20 protein-coding genes and 1 pseudogene are annotated in these 24,288 nt (G+C 61.3%); 14 read left to right on the top strand and 7 right to left on the bottom strand.

The window, feature by feature from the left end; translation table 11 throughout:
* Nucleotides 1-3: 3 nt before the first annotated feature.
* Nucleotides 4-609, bottom strand: a complete 606-nt coding sequence (locus tag EOA16_RS25290; protein ID WP_127260635.1) for a hypothetical protein — start codon at nt 607-609, stop codon at nt 4-6.
* Nucleotides 610-1,661: 1,052 nt separating this feature from the next.
* Between EOA16_RS25290 and EOA16_RS25285 the strand changes: the two genes are divergently transcribed.
* Nucleotides 1,662-2,699 carry a UDP-glucuronic acid decarboxylase family protein gene (locus tag EOA16_RS25285; protein ID WP_127260634.1) on the top strand — a complete coding sequence of 346 codons (1,038 nt, stop codon included), beginning with the start codon at nt 1,662-1,664 and terminating at the stop codon, nt 2,697-2,699.
* Entirely contained in the window at nt 2,696-3,775 is a 1,080-nt protein-coding gene (gene galE, locus EOA16_RS25280) for a UDP-glucose 4-epimerase GalE (protein ID WP_127260633.1), read from the top strand. The genes EOA16_RS25285 and galE overlap by 4 nt, the downstream gene beginning before the upstream one ends.
* 667 nt (nt 3,776-4,442) lie before the next feature.
* On the opposite strand, the gene EOA16_RS25270 is transcribed toward galE, so the two are convergent.
* Nucleotides 4,443-4,946: a DUF995 domain-containing protein gene (locus tag EOA16_RS25270; RefSeq protein WP_127260631.1), complete on the bottom strand. Its 504-nt coding sequence runs from the start codon at nt 4,944-4,946 to the stop codon at nt 4,443-4,445.
* 325 nt (nt 4,947-5,271) lie between these two features.
* Between EOA16_RS25270 and EOA16_RS25265 the strand changes: the two genes are divergently transcribed.
* The 3 genes from EOA16_RS25265 to EOA16_RS25255 all read left to right on the top strand — a co-directional run bounded on the left by EOA16_RS25265 (nt 5,272) and on the right by EOA16_RS25255 (nt 9,064).
* Nucleotides 5,272-6,900: a glycosyltransferase family 39 protein gene (locus EOA16_RS25265; protein WP_127260630.1), complete on the top strand. Its 1,629-nt coding sequence runs from the start codon at nt 5,272-5,274 to the stop codon at nt 6,898-6,900.
* A gap of 191 nt (nt 6,901-7,091) precedes the next feature.
* Nucleotides 7,092-8,018, top strand: a complete 927-nt coding sequence (locus EOA16_RS25260) for a lysylphosphatidylglycerol synthase transmembrane domain-containing protein (protein ID WP_127260629.1) — start codon at nt 7,092-7,094, stop codon at nt 8,016-8,018.
* A gap of 44 nt (nt 8,019-8,062) precedes the next feature.
* Nucleotides 8,063-9,064 (top strand): glycosyltransferase family 2 protein, encoded by a 1,002-nt coding sequence (locus EOA16_RS25255; RefSeq protein WP_245456026.1) that lies wholly within the window; start codon nt 8,063-8,065, stop codon nt 9,062-9,064.
* A gap of 157 nt (nt 9,065-9,221) precedes the next feature.
* Here the strand turns inward: EOA16_RS25255 and EOA16_RS25250 are convergent, their stop codons facing one another.
* Together EOA16_RS25250 and EOA16_RS25245 are read right to left on the bottom strand one after the other, a co-directional pair.
* Entirely contained in the window at nt 9,222-9,638 is a 417-nt protein-coding gene (locus EOA16_RS25250; protein ID WP_127260627.1) for a hypothetical protein, read from the bottom strand.
* Between the two features lie 317 nt (nt 9,639-9,955).
* A complete protein-coding gene (locus tag EOA16_RS25245; RefSeq protein WP_127260626.1) occupies nt 9,956-11,839 on the bottom strand; it encodes a cellulose synthase catalytic subunit in 1,884 nt (627 codons plus the stop codon).
* A gap of 623 nt (nt 11,840-12,462) precedes the next feature.
* Between EOA16_RS25245 and EOA16_RS25240 the strand changes: the two genes are divergently transcribed.
* On the top strand, nt 12,463-13,386 hold the full coding sequence (locus EOA16_RS25240; protein WP_127260718.1) for a glycoside hydrolase family 26 protein: 924 nt from the start codon (nt 12,463-12,465) through the stop codon (nt 13,384-13,386).
* A gap of 114 nt (nt 13,387-13,500) precedes the next feature.
* Nucleotides 13,501-13,986: a DUF995 domain-containing protein gene (locus EOA16_RS25235; RefSeq protein ID WP_127260625.1), complete on the top strand. Its 486-nt coding sequence runs from the start codon at nt 13,501-13,503 to the stop codon at nt 13,984-13,986.
* Nucleotides 13,987-14,017: 31 nt separating this feature from the next.
* Here the strand turns inward: EOA16_RS25235 and EOA16_RS25230 are convergent, their stop codons facing one another.
* Both EOA16_RS25230 and EOA16_RS25225 read right to left on the bottom strand, forming a co-directional pair.
* The gene (locus tag EOA16_RS25230) at nt 14,018-14,467 is read right to left on the bottom strand and encodes a DNA polymerase III subunit chi (protein ID WP_127260624.1); all 450 of its coding nucleotides are present in this window, start codon (nt 14,465-14,467) and stop codon (nt 14,018-14,020) included.
* A gap of 27 nt (nt 14,468-14,494) precedes the next feature.
* Entirely contained in the window at nt 14,495-16,006 is a 1,512-nt protein-coding gene (locus EOA16_RS25225) for a leucyl aminopeptidase (RefSeq protein ID WP_127260717.1), read from the bottom strand.
* A gap of 51 nt (nt 16,007-16,057) precedes the next feature.
* On the opposite strand from EOA16_RS25225, the gene EOA16_RS25220 reads away from it, so the two are divergent.
* The 7 genes from EOA16_RS25220 to rsmA all read left to right on the top strand — a co-directional run bounded on the left by EOA16_RS25220 (nt 16,058) and on the right by rsmA (nt 23,973).
* Nucleotides 16,058-16,246 carry a hypothetical protein gene (locus EOA16_RS25220; protein ID WP_127260623.1) on the top strand — a complete coding sequence of 63 codons (189 nt, stop codon included), beginning with the start codon at nt 16,058-16,060 and terminating at the stop codon, nt 16,244-16,246.
* Nucleotides 16,247-16,359: 113 nt separating this feature from the next.
* Nucleotides 16,360-17,562 (top strand): LPS export ABC transporter permease LptF, encoded by a 1,203-nt coding sequence (gene lptF / locus EOA16_RS25215; RefSeq protein WP_127260622.1) that lies wholly within the window; start codon nt 16,360-16,362, stop codon nt 17,560-17,562.
* Nucleotides 17,559-18,644, top strand: a complete 1,086-nt coding sequence (gene lptG, locus EOA16_RS25210) for an LPS export ABC transporter permease LptG (protein WP_206517367.1) — start codon at nt 17,559-17,561, stop codon at nt 18,642-18,644. The genes lptF and lptG overlap by 4 nt, the downstream gene beginning before the upstream one ends.
* Nucleotides 18,644-21,064 (top strand): LPS-assembly protein LptD, encoded by a 2,421-nt coding sequence (locus EOA16_RS25205; protein ID WP_164754384.1) that lies wholly within the window; start codon nt 18,644-18,646, stop codon nt 21,062-21,064. Before lptG ends, EOA16_RS25205 begins: the two co-directional genes overlap by 1 nt.
* 90 nt (nt 21,065-21,154) lie before the next feature.
* On the top strand, nt 21,155-22,093 hold the full coding sequence (locus EOA16_RS25200; RefSeq protein ID WP_164754383.1) for a peptidylprolyl isomerase: 939 nt from the start codon (nt 21,155-21,157) through the stop codon (nt 22,091-22,093).
* 1 nt (nt 22,094) lies between these two features.
* On the top strand, nt 22,095-23,123 hold the full coding sequence (gene pdxA, locus EOA16_RS25195; protein ID WP_127260618.1) for a 4-hydroxythreonine-4-phosphate dehydrogenase PdxA: 1,029 nt from the start codon (nt 22,095-22,097) through the stop codon (nt 23,121-23,123).
* Between the two features lie 10 nt (nt 23,124-23,133).
* On the top strand, nt 23,134-23,973 hold the full coding sequence (gene rsmA / locus EOA16_RS25190) for a 16S rRNA (adenine(1518)-N(6)/adenine(1519)-N(6))-dimethyltransferase RsmA (protein WP_127260617.1): 840 nt from the start codon (nt 23,134-23,136) through the stop codon (nt 23,971-23,973).
* 124 nt (nt 23,974-24,097) lie between these two features.
* On the opposite strand, the pseudogene EOA16_RS33320 reads toward rsmA, so the two are convergent.
* A pseudogene (locus EOA16_RS33320) lies at nt 24,098-24,288 on the bottom strand (ISAs1 family transposase); the annotation flags it as partial.

Below are 24,288 nucleotides of genomic sequence, written 5' to 3'. Positions count from 1 at the left end.
GCATCAGCCCCTGCCCCAGCGCGGCGGTGGCGGCTGCGAGTTGGGATTTTCCGGCCGGCCGCCACCAGTGCGCAAGGTCAGCAAGAATCCGATCAGGCCGATCGCCATCAGCGCGAAGCCGACCGGCCGGGCACGGCTGTCGATCTCGCCCGCGCCGGAGCGCAGGATGAGATCGACCGCCCGCATCGGTATGTCGTCGGCATCACCCGGTCCGACGGTGAAGATGTAGGGACCCGGGCTGACGGTCGCGATCACGCCGGCCTCGTCGCGAAAGATCTTGTCGGGCAGTTGCGGGCTGGCCTGGCGAGGATTGTCGGAATGGTTGAACTGCAGCGTCGAGGCGAGCACCGTGCTGCCATTGCTGGCGGCGGTCAGCGTCAGCACCGTGCGCTGCTGCGAAACGATGCGCTCGGCCCTCGCGGTCAGGTCGACCAGCACCCGCACCGGCGCGTCGCGACTGCTGAGCGGCACCGTCAGCGGCTTGAAGCGGCCTTGCTCATAGACCCGCCAGGTGCCGATCTGATGGCCGGAGAAATTGCTCATCGCCCAGGGATAGACGACACCGATGCCGGCGCCGGCGAACAGGATCAGGACAAACAGAAAGCGCATTCACATCACCATGAACTGTCGTGACCTTGCCAATAGCGTCCCGACGATCAAAAGGCGATGGCCAGCCGAGTCGCCACCCCAGGCGATCGAGCCCGACGTGCGCAAGCAACAATCCGGTGGCGGCGTGGCCGCGCGCCAATGCGGGTTCTACCTATGCGCTTAAAATGCGTTGCCGAAATGACCGCTCCTCCACTATGAAATGAGGCGCGCATGCGCTTTTCGGCGAAATGGATCATCGGCGCGCCTTGCGAATCAGAGGCCTTGATGCGCAAAGTTCATGAACAGCGGCCTCAAAAGAAAATGAAGTCAAAATTCGTCCCCGTGAATGAATTTGCTTACAAATCCTTAGCCCTTGCCCTTCTTCCAACTATAGCCAGCTGCGGCGTGCCTACGATAGGTCAAGCCCTATGGTGTGAATATTCGCACCCTGGAATTTATATTTGCACTCCGAGCGGTTTTGGGCAGCAATCTCGTTGCTACCTGAAATTTTCCCGTCGCTCGGATCGTTAAATCCACTTTTCGGCTGAATCCATCCCGACCTCGCCCTGAATTGTGCAACCCCTCATTCATGGCGATCTTGGCTGCCAAGCGCTGATTCGACATAACGAACAGCTTGTGGCGTCGACTGCCAGCGACCGGACCCAATACCCTGATTCAAAATGAGGAACTGCCCTGGACATCTCCTGGTTCAGCTTCGAGGCCGATGCCGGCCCGTGATTAACCATTCGCAAACAGATATGGTTAAGAAATACCTAATTTAGTTGACTATGATTTCCACAGGTATATTTTCGATGTGTTGGGATGTGCAATTTGGGCGAGCAATCGACGATGGTGACACCGAGCGTGTGATCGCGATTTCGGGGCGAAGAGAATGCTGAGCGGCAGCACGGAGGTCGTGTAGTCGCACCAGCTTCGCGAAAGCCAAAGAACAATTGACGCACATCAGTGATGGCGGTTCCGCAGATGCGGAGGTTTGCCACGTTCGCAGGAACGTGGCCGGGCGATGCTTTGTCCAGCCCGGCGGTAGCGTGTGCGGTGCGTATGAGGAAAGCATGAGTAAGCTTGTCAAGGTTCTGAAACTGGAATCCGGCAGCCAAAGGGGCGCCAACCAAAGCCGACGACGCGCCCTTGTCGCCGGAGGAGCGGGATTTTTAGGATCGCATCTGTGCGAACGTCTTTTGCGGGACGGATACGACGTTGTCGCGCTGGACAATTTCCACACCGGCAAAAGATACAATCTCAATACCCTTCTGCGTAATCCGGGCTTCAGCTGCATCGAGCACGACATCGTCGATGCACTGCCTTCGGATCTTCAATGCGACGAGATCTACAATCTCGCCTGCCCCGCCTCTCCGCCGCACTACCAGGCAGATCCGATCCACACCTTCAAGACAAGCGTGCTTGGATCGCTGAACCTTCTGGAACTCGCGCGACAGAACAAGGCCAAGATATTCCAGGCCTCTACGTCCGAAGTCTATGGCGATCCGTTCGTGCATCCACAGCCCGAGAGCTACTTCGGCAACGTCAACACGCACGGACCGCGTTCCTGCTACGATGAAGGCAAGCGCTCGGCAGAAACCCTGTTCTTCGACTATTCGAGAACCTATGGCCTCGATATCCGCGTCGCCCGCATTTTCAACACCTACGGTCGCCGCATGCAGCCCGACGATGGGCGTGTGGTTTCGAACTTCATCGTCCAGGCGCTGCGCGGCGAGGACCTGACCGTCTATGGCAGCGGCCAGCAGACGCGCTCCTTCTGCTATGCCGACGACCTGATCGAGGGCTTTATCCGGCTGATGAACGCGCCGAGCGCGCCCGCCCACCCGGTCAATCTCGGCAACCCTGCCGAATTCACCATCATGGAACTGGCGACGCTGGTCGTCGATTACACCAACGCCCGATCGAAGATCGTGCATCGGCCGCTGCCCGTCGACGATCCCCGGCAGCGCAAGCCGGACATCTCCTTTGCCAAGGCCAATCTTGGCTGGGAGCCGAAAATCAGCTTGAGCCAGGGGCTCGCGCGCACCGTCGAATATTTTGATACCCTGCTCTACGGAAGTCACATCGCCAGGGGAGTTGCCGCTTCATGAGCCGGCCGGCAGTCCTGGTGACGGGTGGAGCCGGTTTCATCGGCAGCCACACCTGCAAGCAGCTGGCCACCGCCGGCTACATGCCGGTGGTTTTCGACAATCTGAGCCGCGGCAATGAGAGATCCGTCGGCTGGGGTCCGCTTGTCGTCGGCGATATCCGGGATCGGGATGCACTGCGGCGGGCGATGGAAACGTACCGGCCGACGGCCGTGATCCATTTTGCGGCGCTGGCCTATGTCGGAGAGTCCGTGCGCGAGCCGGCCGAATATTATTCGACCAATGTGACAGGCACCATCGCGGTGCTCGATGCCGCACGCGCGAGTTCGATCGAAAACATCATCTTCTCCAGCAGCTGCGCGACCTACGGCGTGCCGGAAGCGTTGCCGGTTCGCGAGACCTCCTCGCAAAATCCGATCAGCCCTTATGGGCGCACCAAGCTGATGGGCGAACAGATCATCGGCGATTATGCATCCGCGTACGGAATGAAGTTTGCGATCCTGCGCTATTTCAACGCTTGTGGCGCCGATCCCGACGGCGAGCTTGGCGAGTGGCATTCGCCGGAAACCCATCTGGTTCCCAGAGTGCTCATGGCCGCAGCGGGCATCATCGACGCGATCGAGGTTTTCGGTACCGACTACGACACGTCGGACGGCACCTGCGTAAGGGACTATATCCACGTCACCGATCTGGCCCGCGCCCACCTGAAAGCGCTCATCTATCTCGAGGGTGGCGGGCGAAGTCTTGCGGTCAATCTCGGCACCGGGCGGGGCGTCTCCATCAAGGAGATCGTCAAGGCGGTCGGCCGAATGACGTCGAGGCCGGTTCCGGCAGTGCTCAGGAGCCGACGCCCTGGGGATCCGGCGGAGCTCTACGCCGATCCGGGGAGCGCACGCGAACATCTTGGCTTTGTGCCGGAGCTTTCCGACATCGACACGATTGTCAGGACGGCCGCTCCCTTTTTCGGACTGAAGACCAAGCCAATGAAACTGCCGCCAGCCAGGGCGGCGGCGTCGGTCGTCGCTCGACGGGTCAGAGATAGCGTGGGTGACAGCTCGCGCGCTGGCCAAATCCGCTAGGGCTGCAGATAAAAGGCGAGCCGCCGGAGAACGTGCTGCCATCGCCCGGATTGAACGAGATTTTCACCGGCGCCGGCGTGCTGGCTTTGATCTGTTGCGGCGGTGCAAAGGCGTAGGCACTTTCAGTCCCTATTGTGCTTGTCATCTGGATCGGAAGGTCGGCACGGAGCGAGCGCACGAGAAATCCGGCCTGCACCGGCCGGACCGCGGGCTGACTGCGGACCGGGTGGACGATGGGCCTGATAAGGACCGAACCGGTCTCAGTTGCGTCCATACCTTGACAACCTGCCACCATGGAGCTCAGCGCCACAGCCGCGGCAATAGATACGACAGATACGACATTTTTGCTTGAGCGAAATACGCTCGCGGAATTTCTCATCCTCTGTCCCTTGCTATCAAGTATAAGCCAAGGGCGCGTTGCGACATACTATACTTGGGCCGCTTTCACGCCGCATGAGTGACCACTCGCACATCACACATTATATTAGATATCACTAATTATTAAATTTCATCAAAACCGCATGGCAGGCCATCGTCTTGTCGTTTTGGCAGATGTAATGGAATGCGACTGAATGCGATCAATTGGCGGTCGGCGCGCTGATCGCGCCTGCCGAACCGCTCAAGGCTTCACCATAAGCGATTCGCCGGTTGCTTGACAGGGCGCGACCTACTTCTTGGAATCGACCAGCTTGCGGGCCTCTTCGAACTGCGCGCCCTTTGTGTTGCCTGCTTCGAATTTCAGGTATTCGTCGGAAGTATCCTGCGGAGATCGCTTGAAACCGTACCATTCCCCATCCGGGTCCTTGCGTTTCTCGATGTTCCCGCCCTGGATCCGGTGGCTGTAGCAGGTGCGATTTTGCTTGCCGCTGTAGCCCTTCGACCGCCACGCGAGTTCCATGCACATCTTGCCGTTGCTGGTCACCAGCCATCTGCCCGCCGCGAAAGACGCCGTGTCAGGCCCGGACGTCCAGGCCTCGAGGCGTCGATCGCCCTGCGCGAAATAGGCCGCTCCATTTTTCCACACCCATGTGCGGTCGGCGTAAAGAAGCGACAGCTCGTAGGCAGTCGGAACAGTGGCGGGAACCGCTTCCGCGGGCCCGCTGTCTATGGCGGCCGCCGCGTGCGCCGTTCCTGGAAGCGCCGTCTGGCCGCAGAGCGCCAGGAAAAACATAAGTTGCGTGCAACTTGCGAACCAACGGTGTTTGCGTCGCCGACGGTCGGCACCAAGCGGCGGCAATCTGGTCAGAGCTGTCGGTACAATTGGCGTTCGCATGCCTGTTTGGCCCAAGGTAGCACTATCAGGGCTCTGACAGTCTACGAAACTATTTAACAGTCGCGAGAACGGTGATGTCAACCTTTGCTAAGCGGATGGGCAACAACTATTCGAGACGCGCGCACAGGCGCGTCAAAATTAAGAATTGCGTCGTATATTCCTCCGCCTCTGACAATCGCGCACAAAAGCAACATCCGCGGACGTCAGGAGGACGCGGTTTCAAATGACGGACGATCCGGAGTTGAATCAGACCGAAGGCATGCAATACCTGCAGCAGTCGACCGACCGGCACAAGGCTGCTCGCAACATCCTGAGCCCCAACACGGCAATCCTGTTGGGGATCCTGTTCATTGCGGTCGTGTTCAGGTTCCACAACATCACCTTGCCGCTCGTCGATGCCTTCAGCTGGCGCGAAACAAGCACGGCAATGATGGCCGACAATTTCCAGCAGCGCAGCTGGAACATCTTCTTCCCGGAGGTCAGCTGGACCGGGCCCGGGCCAAGTTATCAAGGCCGCGAGTTCCAGATCGTCAGCTATCTGACCGCCCTGCTCTACCAACTCTTCGGCTGGCACGACTGGTTCGGCCGCATGGTTGCGGCCTTTTTTGGCCTGGTGACGGTATTTTCGCTGCACAGACTAACGGCGCTATGCTGGGACGAGACCCACGCCCACGCCGCGGCACTTGCCTACGCGCTGATGCCGGCGGCGATTATGATCGACAGCTCGTTTCTTCCCGATCCCTCGATGCTGGCCCTGGTGACAACAGGCGTCTGGCTGTTCGCGAAATACTGGGCCGGCGGCAGCGGCTGGCTCTTGCCGCTCGCCACGGTCAGCTTCTCGCTCGGCGCACTGTCAAAGCCGCCAGGCCTCGCCGCCGGCGCCGTCATCTTCTACCTGATGGTCTGCTGGATTCTGGAGAAGAAGCGAAAGCAGGCGGCCAAGGTCTTCCTGTCGGGGCTTTTGAGCCTGGCCATCATCGGCGCCTATTTCAGCTGGGCCATCTATCTCGGCCTGAGCTATCCGCCGTTTCATGTCGCGGGCAGCGGCTATATCTGGGATTCCGGTTTCTGGACATTCTTCAGGAACAGCTTCTACTTCAAATCCGTGTGGAACACCTCGGTCTGGTGGTTCTACGGCTATCCGTTCATGGTGCTGATCGCGGTCGGCTTCTGGATGCCGCCCAGACCCGTCGAAGACCCCAAGCAACGCACTCTTTCGGCCATCCCCTATGTTTGGCTGGCTGCGGCCATGGTCGTCTATCTGGCGGCGGCGCGCGAGATCACCAGCAATCCCTGGAACTATCACATCTTCCACGTGCCGTTCGCGATGTTCTGCGGCCGCGGCGCGCTGCTCCTGGCAACGCTGGCATCGGGAACCGTTCTGTCCCCCGCGGTCGTGTTGCGCGCGATCTGCATCGCTGCGGTCACACTCGTGTGGTCGACCTTTCCCCTCGTCAGGACAATGAAGACTCCGATCGCCATGAACGGCAAGTTGCTTGGCGAGGAACTGGCGCGGCTGGTGCAGCCGGGCGACCTCGTTGTCGCCATCGCGCCTGAGGTCGGCGATCCCGTCGCCGTCTATTACAGCAGGGCGCGCGGCTGGGTGTTCCCGCCCGGCGGCGGCGATGTCGAATGGTCGAACTTCGTTGCGGACGACGCCACCGCGATCGCGCAGCTCGAGGCGTTGCGCGCGCAAGGCGCGGACCTGTTCGGCGTCGCCAAGAACGCGGCCGACAAGAAGGACCGGCTGTTCGTCGAGCATCATGACGGGGTCATCGACTATCTGGACAAGACCGGAACCAAGCTTGTGGATTCGGATGATTTGCTGGTCTATAGGATCAGCCGTCCATGAGAACCGCGACAGTCCGAGGCTGTGGGCCTTGGACAGGATATGGTCCCGACGGTTCAGCGGCCCCGCATTCGCCTGCCGAAGGCTGGCAAGGCGGCGAGCCAGGCGAACCGATCCCGGATGGCGCTGGGGATATTCGGGCACCACGCGATGCTGCCACTTGAACTCGACGGTGGAAACCGGCGGAGAATTGGTTGAAAAGAGCAATCTCGATAGTCGTGACGCTGGCCCTGCTGGCTTGGCTCGCCAGCGACTCGCGCTGGCGGATGGTCGGCGACGCCTTCGCCCGCATCACGCCCGGCACCTTCGCCGTGGCGACGATCGCGTTCTTCGTCACCTATGTCTTGCGTGCGCTGCGCGTCTGCGACGAGTTCCGCGATGAGGTGCATGGCCGCTTTGGCGCCTGCCTGCGCGTCATTCTGATCCACAATGCGATGATCAACGTCGTACCCTTCCGCGGCGGCGAGACGGCCTTTCCCCTGCTCCTGCGCCAGGTCTTCGGCATACCCATCATGCGCGCCAGCGCCTCGCTGTTGTGGTTCAGGCTGCAGGACGCCTTCGTCGTCGGCGTGCTGGCCCTGGCGGTGTGGCCGGGCCTGCATCCAGCGATAAGGATCGCGGGCGGGGTCGTCTTGATCGCCACCGCCTGGTACCTGCCGCGCTGGGCGCGCGCGCCGCATGACTGGGCCGGCCGCGGCAAGATCGTGGCGAAGCTCGGCAGGCTGCGCGATGTGTTCACCGAAGCAACCGGGCGCTCGCGCTACGGCTGGTGGTGGACGATCGCCAACTGGTCCCTGAAGCTCGCCGTACAGGGATGGTTGTTGGCAATGCTGCTGGGGACATCCTTTTCTACCGCCTTTCCAGGGGTCGTCGGGGCCGAAGGCGCCGCCATACTGCCGGTGCAAGGCGTCGCCGGCTTCGGCACCTATGAAGCGGGAGCGGCGGCGGCGCTGCTCACCTCCGGAATCACGATGAAGAATGGCCTGCAGGCGGCGCTGGCGCTGCACCTGTTCATCTTCTGCTCGGCTGTCGTCACCGGTGCGATCGCCTGGTTGTTTCCCTCGAAATCGACGCTGCCGGGGAACCCGGCTGTCGGACCTGCAAGGAAATCATCCCAATGAACGTATTGCCCATCCCTGCTTCGGGACTGCCTGACGGCGCGGTAATGCCGAGCCATACGCTGTCCATCGTCGTTCCCATGTACAACGAGGCCGAAAACGTCGAGCCGCTGCTGGCACGGATCCACCAGGCAATGGAACGCTACGACCAGCCGTGGGAGGTCGTGCTGGTCGATGACGGCAGCACCGACGCGACGGTGAGCGAGATCAGGCGCCTCGCAGCGCATTACGGCCCGCATGTGCATGCGGTCGAGCTGGTGCGCAACTACAAGCAAACCGCTGCGATGCAGGCTGGTATCGACGCGGCACGCGGCGACGTCATCGCCACCATCGACGGCGACCTGCAAAACGATCCCTACGACATCCCGCGCATGGTCTACCGCCTGCTGGGCGAGGATCTCGACCTGGTGGTCGGCTGGCGCAAGGATCGCCAGGAAGGGTTTTTCATGCGCAGGCTGCCCTCGCGCATTGCCAACGCGCTGATCGCACGCGTCACCGGGGTGCGCCTCAAGGACTATGGCTGCAGCCTCAAGGTCTATCGCGGCAACGTCATCCGCAGCGTCAAGCTCTATGGCGAGATGCACCGCTTCATCCCGGCATGGCTGGCCACCGTGACGACCCCCAGACGCATCGCGCAGGAGGTGGTCACGCACCATGCCCGCATCCACGGCCAGTCCAAATACGGCATTTCGCGCACCTTCAGGGTCGTGCTCGATCTGGTGTTCATGTACTTCTTCATGCGCTATCGCACGCGGCCCGGGCACTTCTTCGGCGGCATCGGCATCGTGCTTGGCGCGCTGGGTTCGCTGATCCTTGCCTACCTGCTTTGCCTGAAGCTGCTTTTCGCCGAAGACATCGGAACACGCCCGATGCTGTTCACCGGCTTCTTCCTGCTCATCGCCGGGGTGCAGATGGTGACGTCGGGCGTGCTGGCTGAAATGCTGGCACGGGTCTATCACGAGGCGAATGGAGCATCGGCCTATGTCGCGCGGCCACAGCCGGCGCCCAGTGACAATGACGGCTGGCTCCGCCCGGGCCGGCCATCATGATCTGACCACGTCTGCCAGCGGCTTCCGGATAGCGGTCAGAGGGCAAGAGGTAAGCGCAACGTCTGCGCCAACCTCTCGCCCTCGACTCGCGCCCCCAGCGAAGACAGGAGCGGCGGACTCTTCAGTCAAATCGCGCCGCCACTTTTAGGTCTGATGGTTAGTAGCGCGAACGGCAGCTGGCGCGCTGGCCGAAACCGCTCGGGCCACAAATCCAGGGCGAATGACCCAGGAACGGGCCACCATTGCCCGGGCTGTAGGAGACCTTCACCGTCGCCGGCCTGCCGACCCGGTGCGGCCGCACGAAGGCCGCATAGGCCTCCTCCCTCGTACGCGTCACCATGGTCGTCTGTGTGAGCGGCTTGCGGTAAAGAACCTTCTTTCCGACGCGATCGAGCTTCCTGACGTGCTGGACCTTCTTGCCAAAACCTTGATCAACGATCCGTCCGTTGATTGAGCTGGTCTTGGTCGTGTCCATCGTCTGGCAGCCTGACACCATCGAGGCCAACGTTATGGCGGCAACAGCATAGGCAAATCTTTTGCCGGTATTGGCTGAATTTCCGATAAAATTTTTCATCGCCAAACCCCTTTTTGCTTAGGATATGCTTTGTATCCTTCGCTTTTTCGCGGCTCGTGAATGGTCGTTTTCCACTCACATCGCTTCTGTATATTAGATGATACTTATTAAAATTCACGCAAACAGCATGATGAACACAGTCTTTCCCCGTTCACTCGGATGTGATGGAAATTCAGCGGATCGGATCGGGATTCGCAGCTCGCCATACGATGCATCGGCAGACGACGCATCGGCAGACGACGCATTCGCGCCGGCTGCAGGCAGCGGTCAGCGCTCAGGCTGACCGGGTCGGTGGCATTGGTGGTTTTACGAGACGCTCAGCGCCGCGTTTCCCAACCTGGATCGAAGTAGAAATTGCGGGCGCCGATGTTGCCCTGACCAGCGCCGGAAACCACATAGGCGATGCGGACGATGCGCAGACCGCCGGCGCCCTGCTGCAGCCCGTAGACGCCTTCCATGCCACGATCGTAGAAGCCCACGACCGGCACGGTGAGCGCTAGGACGGCGAGCGACGCCTGAAAGGCGACTTTCGCGGCATTGGCGCGCAACGGAATCCTGTTCTCGATGACGTGCCTTACGACGATGACCACCACCAGAAGCCCGTAAAGGAAGGCGTTGAAGGCGGCGAACCAATAGAAACCAGTGGCGTCGAAGGGATGCTCAACGAGCAGCACGGGCAGCGCCGCTCCGATCGCCAGCGCCACATAGGGGGCAAAGACGCGGGCCGGCAGAAGGTGCTGCTTTGGGCCGTTGCCCTTGGGCGTTACGCGGAAATCCACGAACGACTTCGTCAGATAGTCGCGCAGCGACGACAGCGTGCCGGCCAGCACCCACGGCCAGCGCGCGAAGAAGAGGAACAGCGTGCCTTCCCAGCTGATCGTCTTGGCCGTGATCGGCCGCGACACGCCGAATGCCTTCAGCATCATCACCATGCCAACCAGGGCGACCGCGTTCGGCAGATAGTAGAACAGGAAGTCGACATACATGACATTGGCGAAGTTGCGTCCAGTAGAGAGAGCATAGATCGGCATGACGTACATCAGCAATGCGAAGACAGCGAACAGCGGGTACCAGAGCTGGCAAAAGAGGAACTGGAATCTCAGCCGCGGCGACAGCTTGGGGAGGTAGCTCGGCGAATATTCGAGCAGGATCGTCATCAGGCTGCGCGACCACTGAAATTCCTGGGTGATGAGATCGGCGAAGGTCTGCGGGCCGTCGCCATGCGCGATGGCGTCGAGCGCGTGCACGCCGTGCCATCCGGCTGCGCTGATCAGCATCGAGGTGGAATGATCCTCGGCCAGTTCCGGACCGAGCCCGCCCGCCTGCTTCAGCGCCGTGGTCCGCACGGCATAGTGCGAGCCGATGCAGAGCGGCGCCCCACCTCCGGTATGACCGGACTGCAAGGGGCCGTGGAACATTCCTTCTGGAAACAGCCGGCCCCGCGCCGCCCAGCTTTCGTCGGCATTGTTGTCGCAGATGCTCGGCGCCGAGACATAGCCGACCGCGGGATCGGCGAAGGGATAGAGTATCTCCCTGAGATAGGTCGGTGTTGGCACATGATCGGCGTCCATCTGGGCGACGAAGTCGTAACGCTCATAACCATAATGGTCGTAGAAGAACGCCAGGTTGCCTTCCTTGCAGCGGGTGCGGCGCGGCCATGTCTTGCGATGATAGTCTTCCCGGCCGCGCCGCGTCGAAATCTTGACGCCGTGGGCATCGCACCAGCGGACCGTAGCCTCGCAAGGATCTTCGTCGGCCAGCCAGGTGTCATGCGGATAATCCTGCGCAAGCATTGCTTCCAACGTGCGCGCAACCACGGCGAAGGGTTCTGAAGGAGCCTTGGTCACCACCATGGCGACCCGCGAACGCTTGGCGATCATGTGAAGCTTGGACGGCTTTTTCGACGCATGCACGTTCAACAGGAAGTACAACGGCATGAGCGTGAGCCATACCAGAATGAGCGTCGCGAATGCGTATGGTCCGAGATTGTCGACATGCTCCGGCTTCAGCCACCAGATCCAGAAAAACCCGAGCGTTACGAACCAGGCGGCCAGCGCCAGTCTCAGGATCCATTGCCGAACGGGGGACAGCACGGGCACCAGAAAAGGAGGCTTCTCCGCCGCCTTCCCCGGAGCCGCCCCCTGCCCCCGTTTCGGCATGGTCTTGCCGCTGATGATCCCCACGTCCGCGGAAACACTCATACACTTACCGCCACCCGAACATCAGCCGAACGACGGCTGACGAGCCTTGAAAACCCGCCCTAAGAATCCACCTGGGTGTCTTAGAGTCAACTAAATTAAGTGTTGGTTAACTATACTTCTTGCGAATTGGTTAACTTAACATCTTGAATCGGGAGGGTAATTCCGTCGACGTCTCCCCCGATCAGCACTGCAATCACAGCCGGCAAAAGTTTCCGCGTTGGGAGAATCCGTCGAAGGGGCCGAGGCTATCCGCAGGAAGACCCGCTCAAGGCAGCGTTAACCATGTTGCGAGCATCATGGTTAAGCAACCATTAATTGCGCTTGACTCTTTGGTCGGTCCGGCTCTTAAATTAGACAGGGATGATATATCGGAATATTGACGCGAATTTGTGAGTATCGCGGCGAAACTCTCTCGACGCCTCCTTCTGTGTTGGCGCCTTGAGAAGTAATTTTGGGTGTGCTCCGTGCGAAGGTTCGCACAACCGCCAATGATCGCTCCGAAATCCCGCAGATTCCGCCAATGGAGCCGATAGGTTTTTGGGTAGCCGTGTCGATCAGGTATCGATGCGCACGGGCGAAGCCTTAACTTCCGCGAGAAGTCGAAGGCCATGGGAGAATATATGATGACACACTCCGCGGCAAAGGTACTTGCAATCGCACTGGTATTGGGCGGAAGCGCCGCCTACCCTACTGCGGGAGGGGCCGGCTCCGTAACCGCGACCGACCCCGTTCAGACGAGCAGCGCTGCGTCGGCGTTCGGTTCCTATGATCCCTACGGGGACTTCAGCACCGACAAGAGCGCCAGCATCGAAGAGCTGTTCCTGCCCTGGGAAGACGTCGATCTGTCGACGCTGCCGCTTGCAGACGCTTACGCGCTGCAGCGCGGCCGCTCGCTTCTGATCACGATTGAGCCGTGGACATGGTCCAAGGACTGGCGCATCACCCCGCCCGAATTGCGTGACGGCATTTTGAGCGGCAAATATGACGCCAACATGCAGGCGATCTGCGACCTGGTGGGACAGATGAAGAGCCCGGTGACCATTCGCTGGGCGCAGGAAATGGAAGACAAGAACGGCCGCTTCACCTGGGCCAACTGGGCTCCCAAGGACTGGATTTCCGCTTACAAGCGCGAAGTCGACATCTGCCGCAAGGCTGCCCCCGCCGCCAAGTACATGTGGTCTCCCAAAGGCGAAGAGGGCCTGGAAAAATACTACCCCGGCGACGACTATGTCGACGTCGTCGGCCTGTCGGTGTTCGGTCTGCAGAAAAAGGACAATGACGAGGCCGGTCGTGACCGCACCTTCGCTGAGCTGCTGAAGCCCGGCTACGACCGCGTTGCAGTGTTCAACAAGCCGATCGTCGTTGCGGAACTCGGCTATGTCGGAAAGCAGGACTATGTCTCGAAGTGGCAGGACGATAGCCGCAAAACCTATGCGGAGTTCCCGGCGCTGACTTCGGTCGTCTACTTCAACCAGAAGGAAGTGTGGCCGTGGCTGGGTGGCTATGGTCTGCCCGACTGGAGGGTGACCCAGCATGTCTTGCCGTAGACGCATCGCGATCGGGATGGATCTCCATCTCTCTGTTTGGTCGTGATCCATCCCGAACCAGCGGTTCGGAATGATGGTTGAGGCGTGGCGTAGATCAATCTGTGGAGCAGTTCCGTGAAACGAGTATTGGGAAATTGTCTCGGAACGGCATTCGCCTGCTCCGTTCTTGTTTTTGCCTTCCAGGTCCCCGCGACCGCCAAGACAGCGACGAAAATCGCCAGCCAGGCGCAAAAGGGCGCCGTGGTGCCCGATGAAGGCGTCTACCAGATTTATCAGAACCATTCGTGGATGTGGGGCAATCACGGAGCCGCCTTCTTTGCCGTGAAGCAACGGCAGTTCGACGCCTGGTCGACGGATAAAGGCAATCCAGGCTATGGCGACGGCATGTGGTTCATCCCGGGCGGCGGCAAGCTGTGCTACCGCGCGAAATGGCACGGCTCCTGGGGCGTGAAGGGCTCGATGACCTGCTTTGAGCATCGCAAGGCCGGCAAGGTGATCTACCAGCGCAAGTCTCCGGACGGCGACTGGTACGTTTTCAAGAGATTGAAATATGGCGACTATGCCACCAGGAAACAGAACCGGATCAAGGCAAAGCTGTAGACCGTGTCATCCACGACAAGCCGCCGCTTAATTAAGCCTTGCGCTCCCAGCGGCGGTCCGTTGTCTGCTGCCAGTAGGTGACGGCATGGCCGGCGTCCTTCATCACCTTCCAGTGGCCTCGCGCCGCCTCGAGCTGGGCGGCATCGTGGCCATCGAACAGGAACACAGCGCGCTCGTAGCCGCCAAGGTCAGGCGGCGCCGCGCCGTCGACCAGGAACCTTATCTTGGCGTCGTTGGGATTGCCTTCGCCGGTGGTCAACAGAATCGGCTGTTCGCCGGGATGAGCCTCACGATCGGTTGCGTGCGCCAGGAACGAATCGTCGCGGAACGTCCAAAGATGCTGGTCGAGCGCATCGCGGCGTTCCTCGGTGCCTGTCTGCACCACGGCGCGCCAGCCGCGGTCGACGCTGCGCTCCAGGAGGCCTGGCAGCGCATCCTCCAGCGTCGATTCGGTCAGGTGGTAGAACAGGACGTCGGCCATCGCTTCAGCCTATAGTGATTGAACTCGTCACTGCTCATAATTGTCGCGCACCAGCCGGTCGAGCAGTCTGACGCCGAAACCGGAACCCCAGGACTGGTTGATCTCGTTCGACGGCGCCCCCATCGCCGTGCCGGCAATGTCGAGATGAGCCCATGGCGTGTCCTTGACGAAGCGCTGCAGAAACTGCGCCGCGATGGTGGCGCCGCCAAAACGGCCGCCAATGTTCTTCATGTCGGCGTTCTTGGAATCGATCAGCTTGTCGTATTCGGGGCCGAGCGGCATGCGCCACAGCCGTTCCTGCGTCGCCTGCCCCGCCGCCGCCAGCTTTTCGGCCAGTTCGTCATCGTTGGAAAACAGGCCGGCGTAATGTTGGCCGAGCGCCACCATGATGGCGCCGGTCAGCGTCGCCAGATTGACCATGAATTTCGGCTGGAAGCGGTCGTTGCAGTACCACAACGCATCGGCCAGCACGAGGCGGCCCTCGGCGTCGGTATTGAGCACCTCGATGGTCTGACCCGACATCGAAGTGACGATATCACCGGGACGCTGGGCATGACCATCGACGGCATTTTCGACCAGTCCGATGATACCGACGACATTGGCTTTCGCCTTGCGGGCCGCCAGCGCATGCATCAGGCCGGTAACGGCGGCGGCACCGCCCATATCGCCCTTCATATCCTCCATGCCCGAGGCCGGCTTTATGGAATTGCCGCCGGTGTCGAAAGTGACGCCCTTGCCGACGAAGGCGATCGGGCTGTCCTTCGGCTTGCCGCCGTTCCACTGCATGATCGCCATGCGGGCGCCGCGCGGCGAGCCTTGCGCGACACCGAGCAGCGAGCCCATGCCGAGCTTCTTCATTTCCTTCTCAGCCAATATCTCGACCTTGACGCCTAGTGCCTCGAGTTCCTTGGCGCGGGCAGCGAACTCGACCGGCCCAAGCACGTTTGCCGGTTCGTTGACGAGGTCGCGCGCCAGAAGGACGCCGTCGATCACTGCCTCGGCATCGGCGAAGGCCTTCTTCGCAGCGGCCGGATCGGCGGTGTGGATGGTCACCTTGACCGGCTTCTTCGGCTCCGCCTTGCCGTCGTCCTTGTCCTTCCTGGTCTTGTACTTGTCGAAGGAATAGCTGCGCAGGAGAATGCCCGCGGCAAGGCTTGCCGCGTCTTTCGCGCTCGGCGAGGCGCCGACCACATCGAGGACCACCGCAACCTCGGTCGCCTTGCGCAGCGACGCGGCAACGGTACCGCCAAGCTTCAGCCACGCATATTCGTCCACTCCCGATACCTTGCCGGTGCCTATCGCCACCAGTCTGTCGAGCGACGCTCCCTGCGGCGCCAGAACTTCCACCGTGCTGGCGAACTTGCCCGTGAACTCAGCCACGGGAAAGGCCCGCTCCAGTGTCTTGCCGGGATCGCCGGCCTTGGCGATGTCGCTCAGGCCGCCCTCATCCGCCGCGAGCACGAAGACCGTGCCCTTCTTGTTCACCGCGCTCTGGGACCCGGAAAATTTGGCGAAGGCGATCGACGGTCTTTGATTCATCATGTCCTGCTTTCAGGGAATGCGCGACTTTTGGGGAAGCGGTTCGAAACGATGCGCGACATTTGGTCGTTTTCCGGCATTTGGCAAGACTTTGCCGAAATGGCATCCCATATGACCTATGGAATCGATGACGATTCGTCGCGGCACGGCCCCGCTTTTTGCCGCAACCTGTTGTTAACCATCGATGTTCGCCCTTTCTTATCCATTCCCGCCGACACTCCGCCCAGCCGGGGGGCGTGATATGGGACAGAACCCGGATAGACCATCTGATGAGCCAGTTGTGCAGGCGCTGCCGGACAGCTACCTTGTTCGGTGGCATGATGCCGTTCGAAAAAAAATCGAGAAAAGCCTTCATGAAGGTCGTTGAACGCTACATCATGCGCCGCGCTTTCGTGGTCTTCATGGCCGCTCTTGTGTGGACGCTGGCGATCGTATGGACGACGCAGGTGCTGGCAAAGATCGATCTGGTCACCGACAGCGGCCAGTCGGCGCTGACCTTCTTCGAAGTCGCCGCCCTCATCCTTCCGTCCATCATCCCGATCGTGGTGCCTTTTGCGCTGGTGGTGGCGGTCGCACAGACACTCAGTGTCATGAATTCGGATTCCGAACTCGCCGTCGTCAACGCCGCGGGCGCCTCGCGCTGGACGATCGTGCGGCCGATCATGTTGCTGGCGCTCGCCGCCGCCGTTTTTTCCTTTGCCGTCGACAACGGCATCGACCCTTACGCACGGCAGAAGAACCGGGCCCTGGTGGCGTCGTCGCGCGCGGATCTGTTGTCGCTGATCATCCAGGAAGGCACCTTCCGCAAGATTGACGACGGTTTGTTCCTGCAGGTCGGCGAACGCCTTCCCAACAATCGGCTGGGTGGCATCTTCGTCGCCGATTCGCGCGAAGAAGGCGTCAACCTCGTCTACTACGCCAAGACCGGCAGCATCGTCGAACGCGGCGGCGAAAAGGTGCTGATGATGAATGACGGCGTCATCCATCGCAAAACGCTGACCGGCGATCTCTCTGTCATCCGCTTCACCTCCTATGCCTTCGACATGTCGGCCTTCATGGCGGCGGCTTCGGCGGTGACGCTCCTGCCCAAGGACCAGACGACGCAGTACCTGCTCAACCCGGGCGCCAACGACAAGTATTATCAGCAGAACCCCTACGAATACCGGGCCGAAGTCAACCAGCGGTTCTCGGAATGGACCTATTCCATGGTTTTCGCGCTGATCGCGCTTGCGGTCGCCGGGGATGCGCGCTCGCACCGCGAGGCGCGCGTCAATCCGCTGATCACGGCGATCACGATATCGCTGTTCGTGCGTTGGCTGGGCTTTTTTGCCGCCAGCAAAGCGGATGAGATCCCGCAATATGCGTATATGGTCTATGGCGTGCCGATCGTGGCTTCCGCGGTGGCGATCTGGTTCATCGTCTCCAACCGGACACTGGAACTGCCCGTGACCTGGGCGGACTGGATGACAAACTTCGCCACGCGCATCGCTGACAGCTGGAATGCTTTCAAATTGCGTTTGTCCAGGCGCGGCGCATCAGGGCAAGAGGTCGGCTGATGGGCTGGACACTGGGCCGCTATTTCTTCTTCCGCTATGTGACGATCACCGTCTGGTTCTTCATCGGCCTCCTGGCGCTGGTGTTCCTGATCGATTTCACCGAGTTGTCCGGACGCACCACCGGCCTGCCCGGCTTCACCTACGGCACGGCGGTAGCCATTTCCGGCCTCCGTATGCCGATGATCATGCTGCAGACGGTGCCGTTCGTCGGTCTCTTCTCGGCAATGGCGACGCTGGTGTCGCTGAACCGGCGCTACGAACTGGTCATCGCGCGTTCCGCCGGTGTTTCCGCCTGGCAGTTCCTCTTGCCCTGCTGTATCGGAGCCTTGCTGTTCGGCGTCCTGTCGGTTGGCGTCATCAATCCGCTCGCCGCGCACGCATTCTCCTGGTCCGAGCAAATCGAAACCCAGCTGCGTTCCGGCAAATCGAATACGGTCTCGGCCAATGCCACGCCCTGGATCCGGCAGAAAACCAGTTCGGGGGACACCATCATCGGTGCGCGGGCCATCCTGAACCAGGGCCTGGAAATGGCCGATGTCGTATTTTTCATTCTCGACCCGCAAGGCAACATCGTCGAGCGCAAGGACGCCGCCCGTGCCTTCCTGCGCGACGGCTATTGGGAATTGCAGGACGTCAAGACGTTCCAGAACGGCACGATCCAGGCATCGGCAACCGATCGCGTACCGACCAATCTGAAGCCCGAATTCGTGCAAGAGCGGCTGGCGCGCCCCGAAACCATCCCCTTCTACGACCTGCCCGGAAAGATCGAAGTTGCCCGCTCCTTCGGCCTCAAGGCAAATGCCTTTGCCATGCAGTTTGATTCGCTCGTGGCGTTGCCGTTCCTTCTCGTCGCCATGACGCTGATCGCGGCAACGGTTTCAATGCGATTTGCTAGGATGGGACAGTCGGCGACGATGATTCTGGGTGGCATCATCGCTGGCTTTCTGCTTTATGTCGTTTCGGTGCTGGTGAAGGCATTCGGCGTGGCGGGATTCGTGCCGACTGTCGTAGCCGCCTGGGTACCGGTCATGGTGGCTATGTTCTTCGGGGTGACTTTCCTGCTATACAAGGAAGACGGCTAGTGAGGGAGGCGTTTTTGCCCAGCAACAGGCAGGCCGGTTTGGCGCGCCTCTATGCGGCGACCGCCTTGGCGTGCGTGCTTGCCTACGCCGTTCCGGCACCGGCGCTTGCGCAGGACGTCGGCGACATGGCGACATCGGTTCCGTCCGGCTCGCAAATGCTGCTGGCCGCGGATACGCTGGTCTATAACAACGACAACCAGACCGTGACCGCCGTTGGCGGCGTGCAGATCGACTACGGTGGCAATCGCCTTGTCGCCCAGCGGGTCGAGTACAACCGCAACACCAAGCGCATGGTGGCGAGCGGCAACGTCGAAGTCATCAACAGCGACGGTACCAAGATCAATTCGCAGCATATCGACATCACCGATGACTTCGCTGACGGCTTCGTCAACGCGTTGCGGGTCGAGACCATCGACAAGGCCTATTTCGCCGCCGAAAGCGCCGAACGCATGGGCGGCGTGCTGACCACCTTCCACAATGGCGTCTACACCGCCTGCGAGCCGTGCGAGGACAAGCCGGACAAAGCGCCGACCTGGCGCGTCAAGGCCAAGAAGATCATCTGGAACGGCGAGAAGAAGACGGTTCGCTTCGAGAATGCGAATTTCGAGTTCTTCGGTTTTCCGCTTGCCTATCTGCCTGCATTCGAAATTGCCGATCCGACGGTGAAGCGCAAGAGCGGCTTCCTGATCCCGAGCATCATCTACAAGAGCGATCTCGGCGTCGGCGTGAAAGTCCCCTATTATCTCGCATTGGCGCCGACCTACGACCTGACCGTCACCGGCACCGGCTATACCAGGCAGGGTTTCCTCGGTGAGGCCGAGTGGCGTCAGCGCTTCAACAATGGCGAGTACAGCTTGAAGATCGCCGGGATACACCAGCAGAATCCCGACGCCTTCCTCGACACCACTGCCTTCCCCTCCAGTTCTGGCCACAACGTCAATTCGGGCAGCGCCGGCGACCCCAACAAATTCCGCGGCATGATGGGCACCCAGGGGCAGTTCGCCATCAACTCACGCTGGAACTTTGGCTGGGACGTGCTGCTGCAGACCGACAAGAACTTCTCGAACACCTACGGCATCGACAAGTACAATAGCAGCGTCCACCAATCGACGGTCTACTTGACGGGTCTCAACGGCCGCAACTATTTCGACGTGCGCGCCATGCATTTCGATGTGCAGGAAGATACGCCTGACGACAACGCCTCTGCGCGAAGCGGACAACAGCCCTGGGTGCTGCCGTCACTCGACTACGCCTATATTCCTGATGCGTCGGTGGCCGGCGGCCAACTGTCGCTCAATGTCAACGCGCGTGTCATCCGCCGCGACGAGCTCGATGACACGTTCTCCACCCCCATACAGCGTGTCCCAGGTATCGAAGGCGAATCAGGTCGTCTCACCGCCGAGGCCGAGTGGAAGCGGAGCTTCGTCACCGATGGCGGGCTGGTGCTGACACCATTGCTCGCGCTCCAAGGCGACGTCGATTATCTGAACGCGTCGTCGGCTTCGCTAAACGCCGTCAACCAGATGGCGACAAATTTGGGCGAGCAGGCCGATATGCGCTCGTCATTTGCCCGTTACATGGCAACCGCAGGCCTCGAGATGCGTTGGCCGGTGCTGTTTTCCATGGCCAGCGGGTCCAGCCATGTCATCGAACCGATGGCACAGGTCTTCATGCGTCCGAACGAGCAATATGTCGGCGGCCTCTCAGTGCCCAACGAAGACGCCCAAAGCATGGTCTTCGATGCGACTACCTTGTTCGAACGCGACAAGTTCTCCGGTTACGACCGCGTCGAAGGCGGTTCGCGCGCCAATGTCGGCTTCCGCTACTCCGGCTCCTACAACAATGGCTGGGGCACCAATGCGATCTTCGGCCAGTCCTATCAGATCGGCGGCGAGAACTCGTTCGCCGCGCCGGATCTGGTCAATGTCGGAGCCAATTCGGGCCTCGACACGACCAAGTCCGACTATGTCGGCCTGTTCGGCATCAACAGCCCCAACGGCTTCGCGGCCTCGGTCAGTGGCCGTTTCGACGAACAGAGCTTCGAGATTCGCCGCGCCGAGGTGAAGGCCGCCTATTCCGGCCTGCCTGTGTCGCTGAGCGCCAAATACGCCTTCATCCAGGCTCAGCCACTGTACGGCTTCACCACCGACCGCCACGAGGTCACGCTTGGTGCATCGACGCATCTCGCCGAAAACTGGCGCGTCTTCGGCACGGGAACCTACGACCTGCAGCAAAGCCTGCTGGTCAAGGACGGTGTCGGCTTCGCCTACAACGATTCCTGCTTCACTTATTTGATGACCTACTCGCAGTCGCGCGATCTGAACACCAGGGAGGTGTCGCAGACCATCGGCTTCAATCTGTCGTTCCGCACCCTCGGCGATTTCGGCTCGTCGACCAGTGCCATCGACACGATCCAGTAACAATCGGCGACATCGTTTCGCCGCATAGGGCTGGCACGGATTTCGCGCACCTGGAAAGACGAAATTGGGCGGGACCGGGATAGAATTGGGATGCCAACGATGAGGAAATACCTCTTTTCAGCAGGTTTCGCGTTGCTCGTGGCGGCGACGTCCATGTCGATAACCGCAATGACGCCACCGGCTTTCGCCAGCGAGATCAAATACGTCGTCAACGACATCCCGGTCACCACCGGCGACATCGCCCACCGCGCCGCCTTCCTGAAGCTGCAACGCAAGAAGGGCGATGCCGGCCAGGAAATGATCGACCAGACGCTGCGTATGGCAGAGGCCAAGCGGCTTGGTATCCGCATCAGCGAGGCGCAGGTCGATGCCGCGTATCAGCGCTTTGCCTCGAGCAACAAGATGCAGCTCAGCCAGCTCGACGGCGTCATGGAGAAGTCGGGCGTCGGCAAGAGCCACTTCAAGGAATTCATCCGTGCCCAGATGGCCTGGAACCAGGCCTTGAGCGCGCGCTATCGTTCCGGCGACGGTACCGGTGCCGTCAGCGAACAGGATCTCGTCAGGAAGATGCTCGAAAAAGGCGGCGCCAAACCGAGCGCCACCGAATACATGCTGCAGCAGGTCATCTTCGTGGTGCCGGCGGCTGAACGCAGCGCGACGCTGGGCAAACGCAAGCGCGAGGCCGACGCCATGCGCGCCCGCTTCAACGGCTGCAACACGACGCGCGAATTCGCCAAGGGCTTGATCGACGTCACCGTTCGCGATCTGGGCCGGGTGCTCGCGCCGCAACTGCCGCCGGACTGGGCCGAGCAGATCAAGGCTACCAAGGTCGGCGGTGCCACCGCCACGCGCGAAACCGAGCGCGGCGTCGAATTCATCGGCATCTGCTCGTCGCGCGAAGTGTCCGACGACAAGGTTGCCCAGATGGCGTTCCAGGCCGAAGGCTCCGGCGGCGACAAGGATGCCGACGCGCTCAGCAAGAAATATGTCGACGAGCTGAAGGCAAAAGCCCGCATCGTCAAGCGCTGACGTGGGCAACGCAGTGACTGCGCTCGCGTTGAGCGCCGGCGATCCGTCCGGCATTGGGCCGGAGATCGCCATCGCCGCCTTCATGGCGCGCGAAGCTGCCGCCCTGCCCCCCTTCTACCTGCTCGCCGATCCGGCGCTGATCGCTTCCCGGGCGCGCCTGCTCGGCATCTCGCTGCCGATCGTCGAAACCACACCGGCACAAGCGGCGCAGGTCTTTGCGCGCGCCTTGCCGATTGTTCCGCTGGCCGCCGGCTGCATCGACAGCCCCGGCCGGCCGGATCCGGCCAATGCGGCCGCCACCATCGAGGCCATCGACCGCGCCGTCGCCGATTGCCTTGCCGGCGAAGCCTCGGCCGTGGTCACCTGCCCCATCGCCAAGAAGCCGCTCTACGATGCCGGCTTTCGCTTTCCCGGCCACACCGAATATCTGGCGCATCTGGCGGCCCGGCACAGCGGCGTCGAGGCGATGCCGGTGATGATGCTGGCAGGCCCCGACCTGCGCACCGTTCCCGTCACCATCCACATCGCGCTGGCCGAGGTGCCAAAGGCACTGACCACCGAGCTGATTGTCGCCACTGCGCGCATCACCGCCGTCGACCTCACCGGCCGCTTCGGCATCGCCAAGCCGAGGCTCGCCATTGCCGGGCTCAATCCGCATGCCGGCGAAGGCGGCGCCATGGGTCTCGAGGACGAGCGAATCGTGCGCCCGGCGGTCGACATCCTGCGTGCCGAAGGGATTGACGCTTTCGGCCCGCTGCCGGCCGACACGTTATTCCACGCCCGGGCACGGGCCGGCTACGACGCAGCCCTTTGCATGTATCACGACCAGGCGCTGATCCCGGCCAAGGCGCTGGCTTTCGACGAGGCGGTCAATGTCACGCTCGGCCTGCCCTTCATCCGCACCTCGCCCGACCACGGCACCGCCTTCGACATCGCCGGCAAGGGCGTCGCGCGGCCCGACAGCTTGATGGCGGCGCTGAAGCTTGCCCGACGGCTGGCCGACACAAACACGAAGGCAGTTGCCGCATGAGACCGCAGACATGAGCATCGACGGTCTGCCGCCGCTGCGCCAGGTGATCGAGCGTCATGGGCTGCAGGCAAAGAAGGCGCTCGGGCAGAATTTTTTGCTCGACCTCAACCTCACCGGCAAGATCGCCCGCACCGCCGGCGACTTGTCCGATGCAACAGTGATCGAGGTCGGCCCTGGTCCCGGCGGGCTGACCCGCGCCTTGCTTGCCAACGGAGCGCGCCACGTGATCGCCATAGAGCGTGACGAACGTTGCCTGGCTGCTCTTGCCGAAGTGTCCGACCACTATCCCGGCCGGCTGGAGGTTGTTTCCGGCGATGCGCTGAAGACGGATTTCGTGGCACTTGCCAGTCGAACGACCGGCAATGGCGGCCCGGTCAAGATCGTGGCCAACCTGCCCTACAACATCGGCACGGAGCTGCTGGTGCGCTGGTTGACGGTCAGCGACTGGCCGCCTTTCTACACCTCGATGACTTTGATGTTCCAGCGCGAGGTGGCCGAGCGCATCGTCGCGCCCGCCGGCAGCGACAGCTATGGCCGGCTGGGGGTTCTTGCCGGCTGGCGGACGGAGGCGAGGATCGCCTTCGACGTACCGCCACAGGCATTCACGCCGCCGCCAAAGGTCACCTCCTCGGTGGTGCATCTGGTGCCGCGCCCGACCCCTCTGTCCGCCGAGGTGAAAAAACTCGGCCGCGTCACCGAAGCCGCCTTCGGCCAACGTCGCAAGATGCTGCGGCAAAGCGTGAAGAGCCTCGGTGGCGAGGCCCTGCTCGAACGAGCCGGCATCGACCCGACACGTCGCGCCGAGACGCTCAGCGTCGAGGAATTCGTGCGGCTGACCAACGCGGTGTAGCTCTCTTCTCCCCGTTCACGGGAGAAGATGCCGGTAGGCAGATGAGGGGCGGCGCGAACCGGCCAAGCATGGCTCTGCCCCTCATCCGGCCCTTCGGGCCACCTTCTCCCCGTGGACGGCAGGGCTATCGCATATGAGTAAAGAGGTCATGGAAGAAGTCTTTGCTCCAGTTTGCCCTTCGCATTTTGCTTGCGATTGGTTTGTCGAGCGGATGGGCAGCCAAGATGTTTTGCGCAAGCCTTCGGATGATAGCCAGGTTTTGGGGGGCGTTGTCCTTTCGGGTGCGGGCGTCATCTTCATGGAAGACGACATCAA

Origin of the sequence: Mesorhizobium sp. M7A.F.Ca.US.008.03.1.1 (assembly GCF_003997495.1) — a bacterium.
Classification (GTDB): Bacteria; Pseudomonadota; Alphaproteobacteria; order Rhizobiales; family Rhizobiaceae; genus Mesorhizobium.
This window is presented reverse-complemented; position numbering and strand designations above follow the sequence as displayed.

Excerpts from the sequence above, each read along its gene's own strand:
- EOA16_RS25220 (WP_127260623.1), top strand. The coding sequence starts at position 16,058 with ATGCGCGACATTTGGTCGTTTTCCGGCATTTGGCAAGACTTTGCCGAA.
- galE (WP_127260633.1), top strand. The coding sequence starts at position 2,696 with ATGAGCCGGCCGGCAGTCCTGGTGACGGGTGGAGCCGGTTTCATCGGC.
- lptF (WP_127260622.1), top strand. The coding sequence starts at position 16,360 with ATGAAGGTCGTTGAACGCTACATCATGCGCCGCGCTTTCGTGGTCTTC.
- EOA16_RS25250 (WP_127260627.1), bottom strand. The coding sequence starts at position 9,638 with ATGAAAAATTTTATCGGAAATTCAGCCAATACCGGCAAAAGATTTGCC.
- EOA16_RS25230 (WP_127260624.1), bottom strand. The coding sequence starts at position 14,467 with ATGGCCGACGTCCTGTTCTACCACCTGACCGAATCGACGCTGGAGGAT.
- EOA16_RS25225 (WP_127260717.1), bottom strand. The coding sequence starts at position 16,006 with ATGAATCAAAGACCGTCGATCGCCTTCGCCAAATTTTCCGGGTCCCAG.
- EOA16_RS25245 (WP_127260626.1), bottom strand. The coding sequence starts at position 11,839 with ATGAGTGTTTCCGCGGACGTGGGGATCATCAGCGGCAAGACCATGCCG.
- EOA16_RS25255 (WP_245456026.1), top strand. The coding sequence starts at position 8,063 with ATGCCGAGCCATACGCTGTCCATCGTCGTTCCCATGTACAACGAGGCC.
- EOA16_RS25270 (WP_127260631.1), bottom strand. The coding sequence starts at position 4,946 with ATGTTTTTCCTGGCGCTCTGCGGCCAGACGGCGCTTCCAGGAACGGCG.
- EOA16_RS25240 (WP_127260718.1), top strand. The coding sequence starts at position 12,463 with ATGACACACTCCGCGGCAAAGGTACTTGCAATCGCACTGGTATTGGGC.
- EOA16_RS25265 (WP_127260630.1), top strand. The coding sequence starts at position 5,272 with ATGACGGACGATCCGGAGTTGAATCAGACCGAAGGCATGCAATACCTG.
- EOA16_RS25200 (WP_164754383.1), top strand. The coding sequence starts at position 21,155 with ATGCCAACGATGAGGAAATACCTCTTTTCAGCAGGTTTCGCGTTGCTC.
- EOA16_RS25285 (WP_127260634.1), top strand. The coding sequence starts at position 1,662 with ATGAGTAAGCTTGTCAAGGTTCTGAAACTGGAATCCGGCAGCCAAAGG.
- EOA16_RS25290 (WP_127260635.1), bottom strand. The coding sequence starts at position 609 with ATGCGCTTTCTGTTTGTCCTGATCCTGTTCGCCGGCGCCGGCATCGGT.
- rsmA (WP_127260617.1), top strand. The coding sequence starts at position 23,134 with ATGAGCATCGACGGTCTGCCGCCGCTGCGCCAGGTGATCGAGCGTCAT.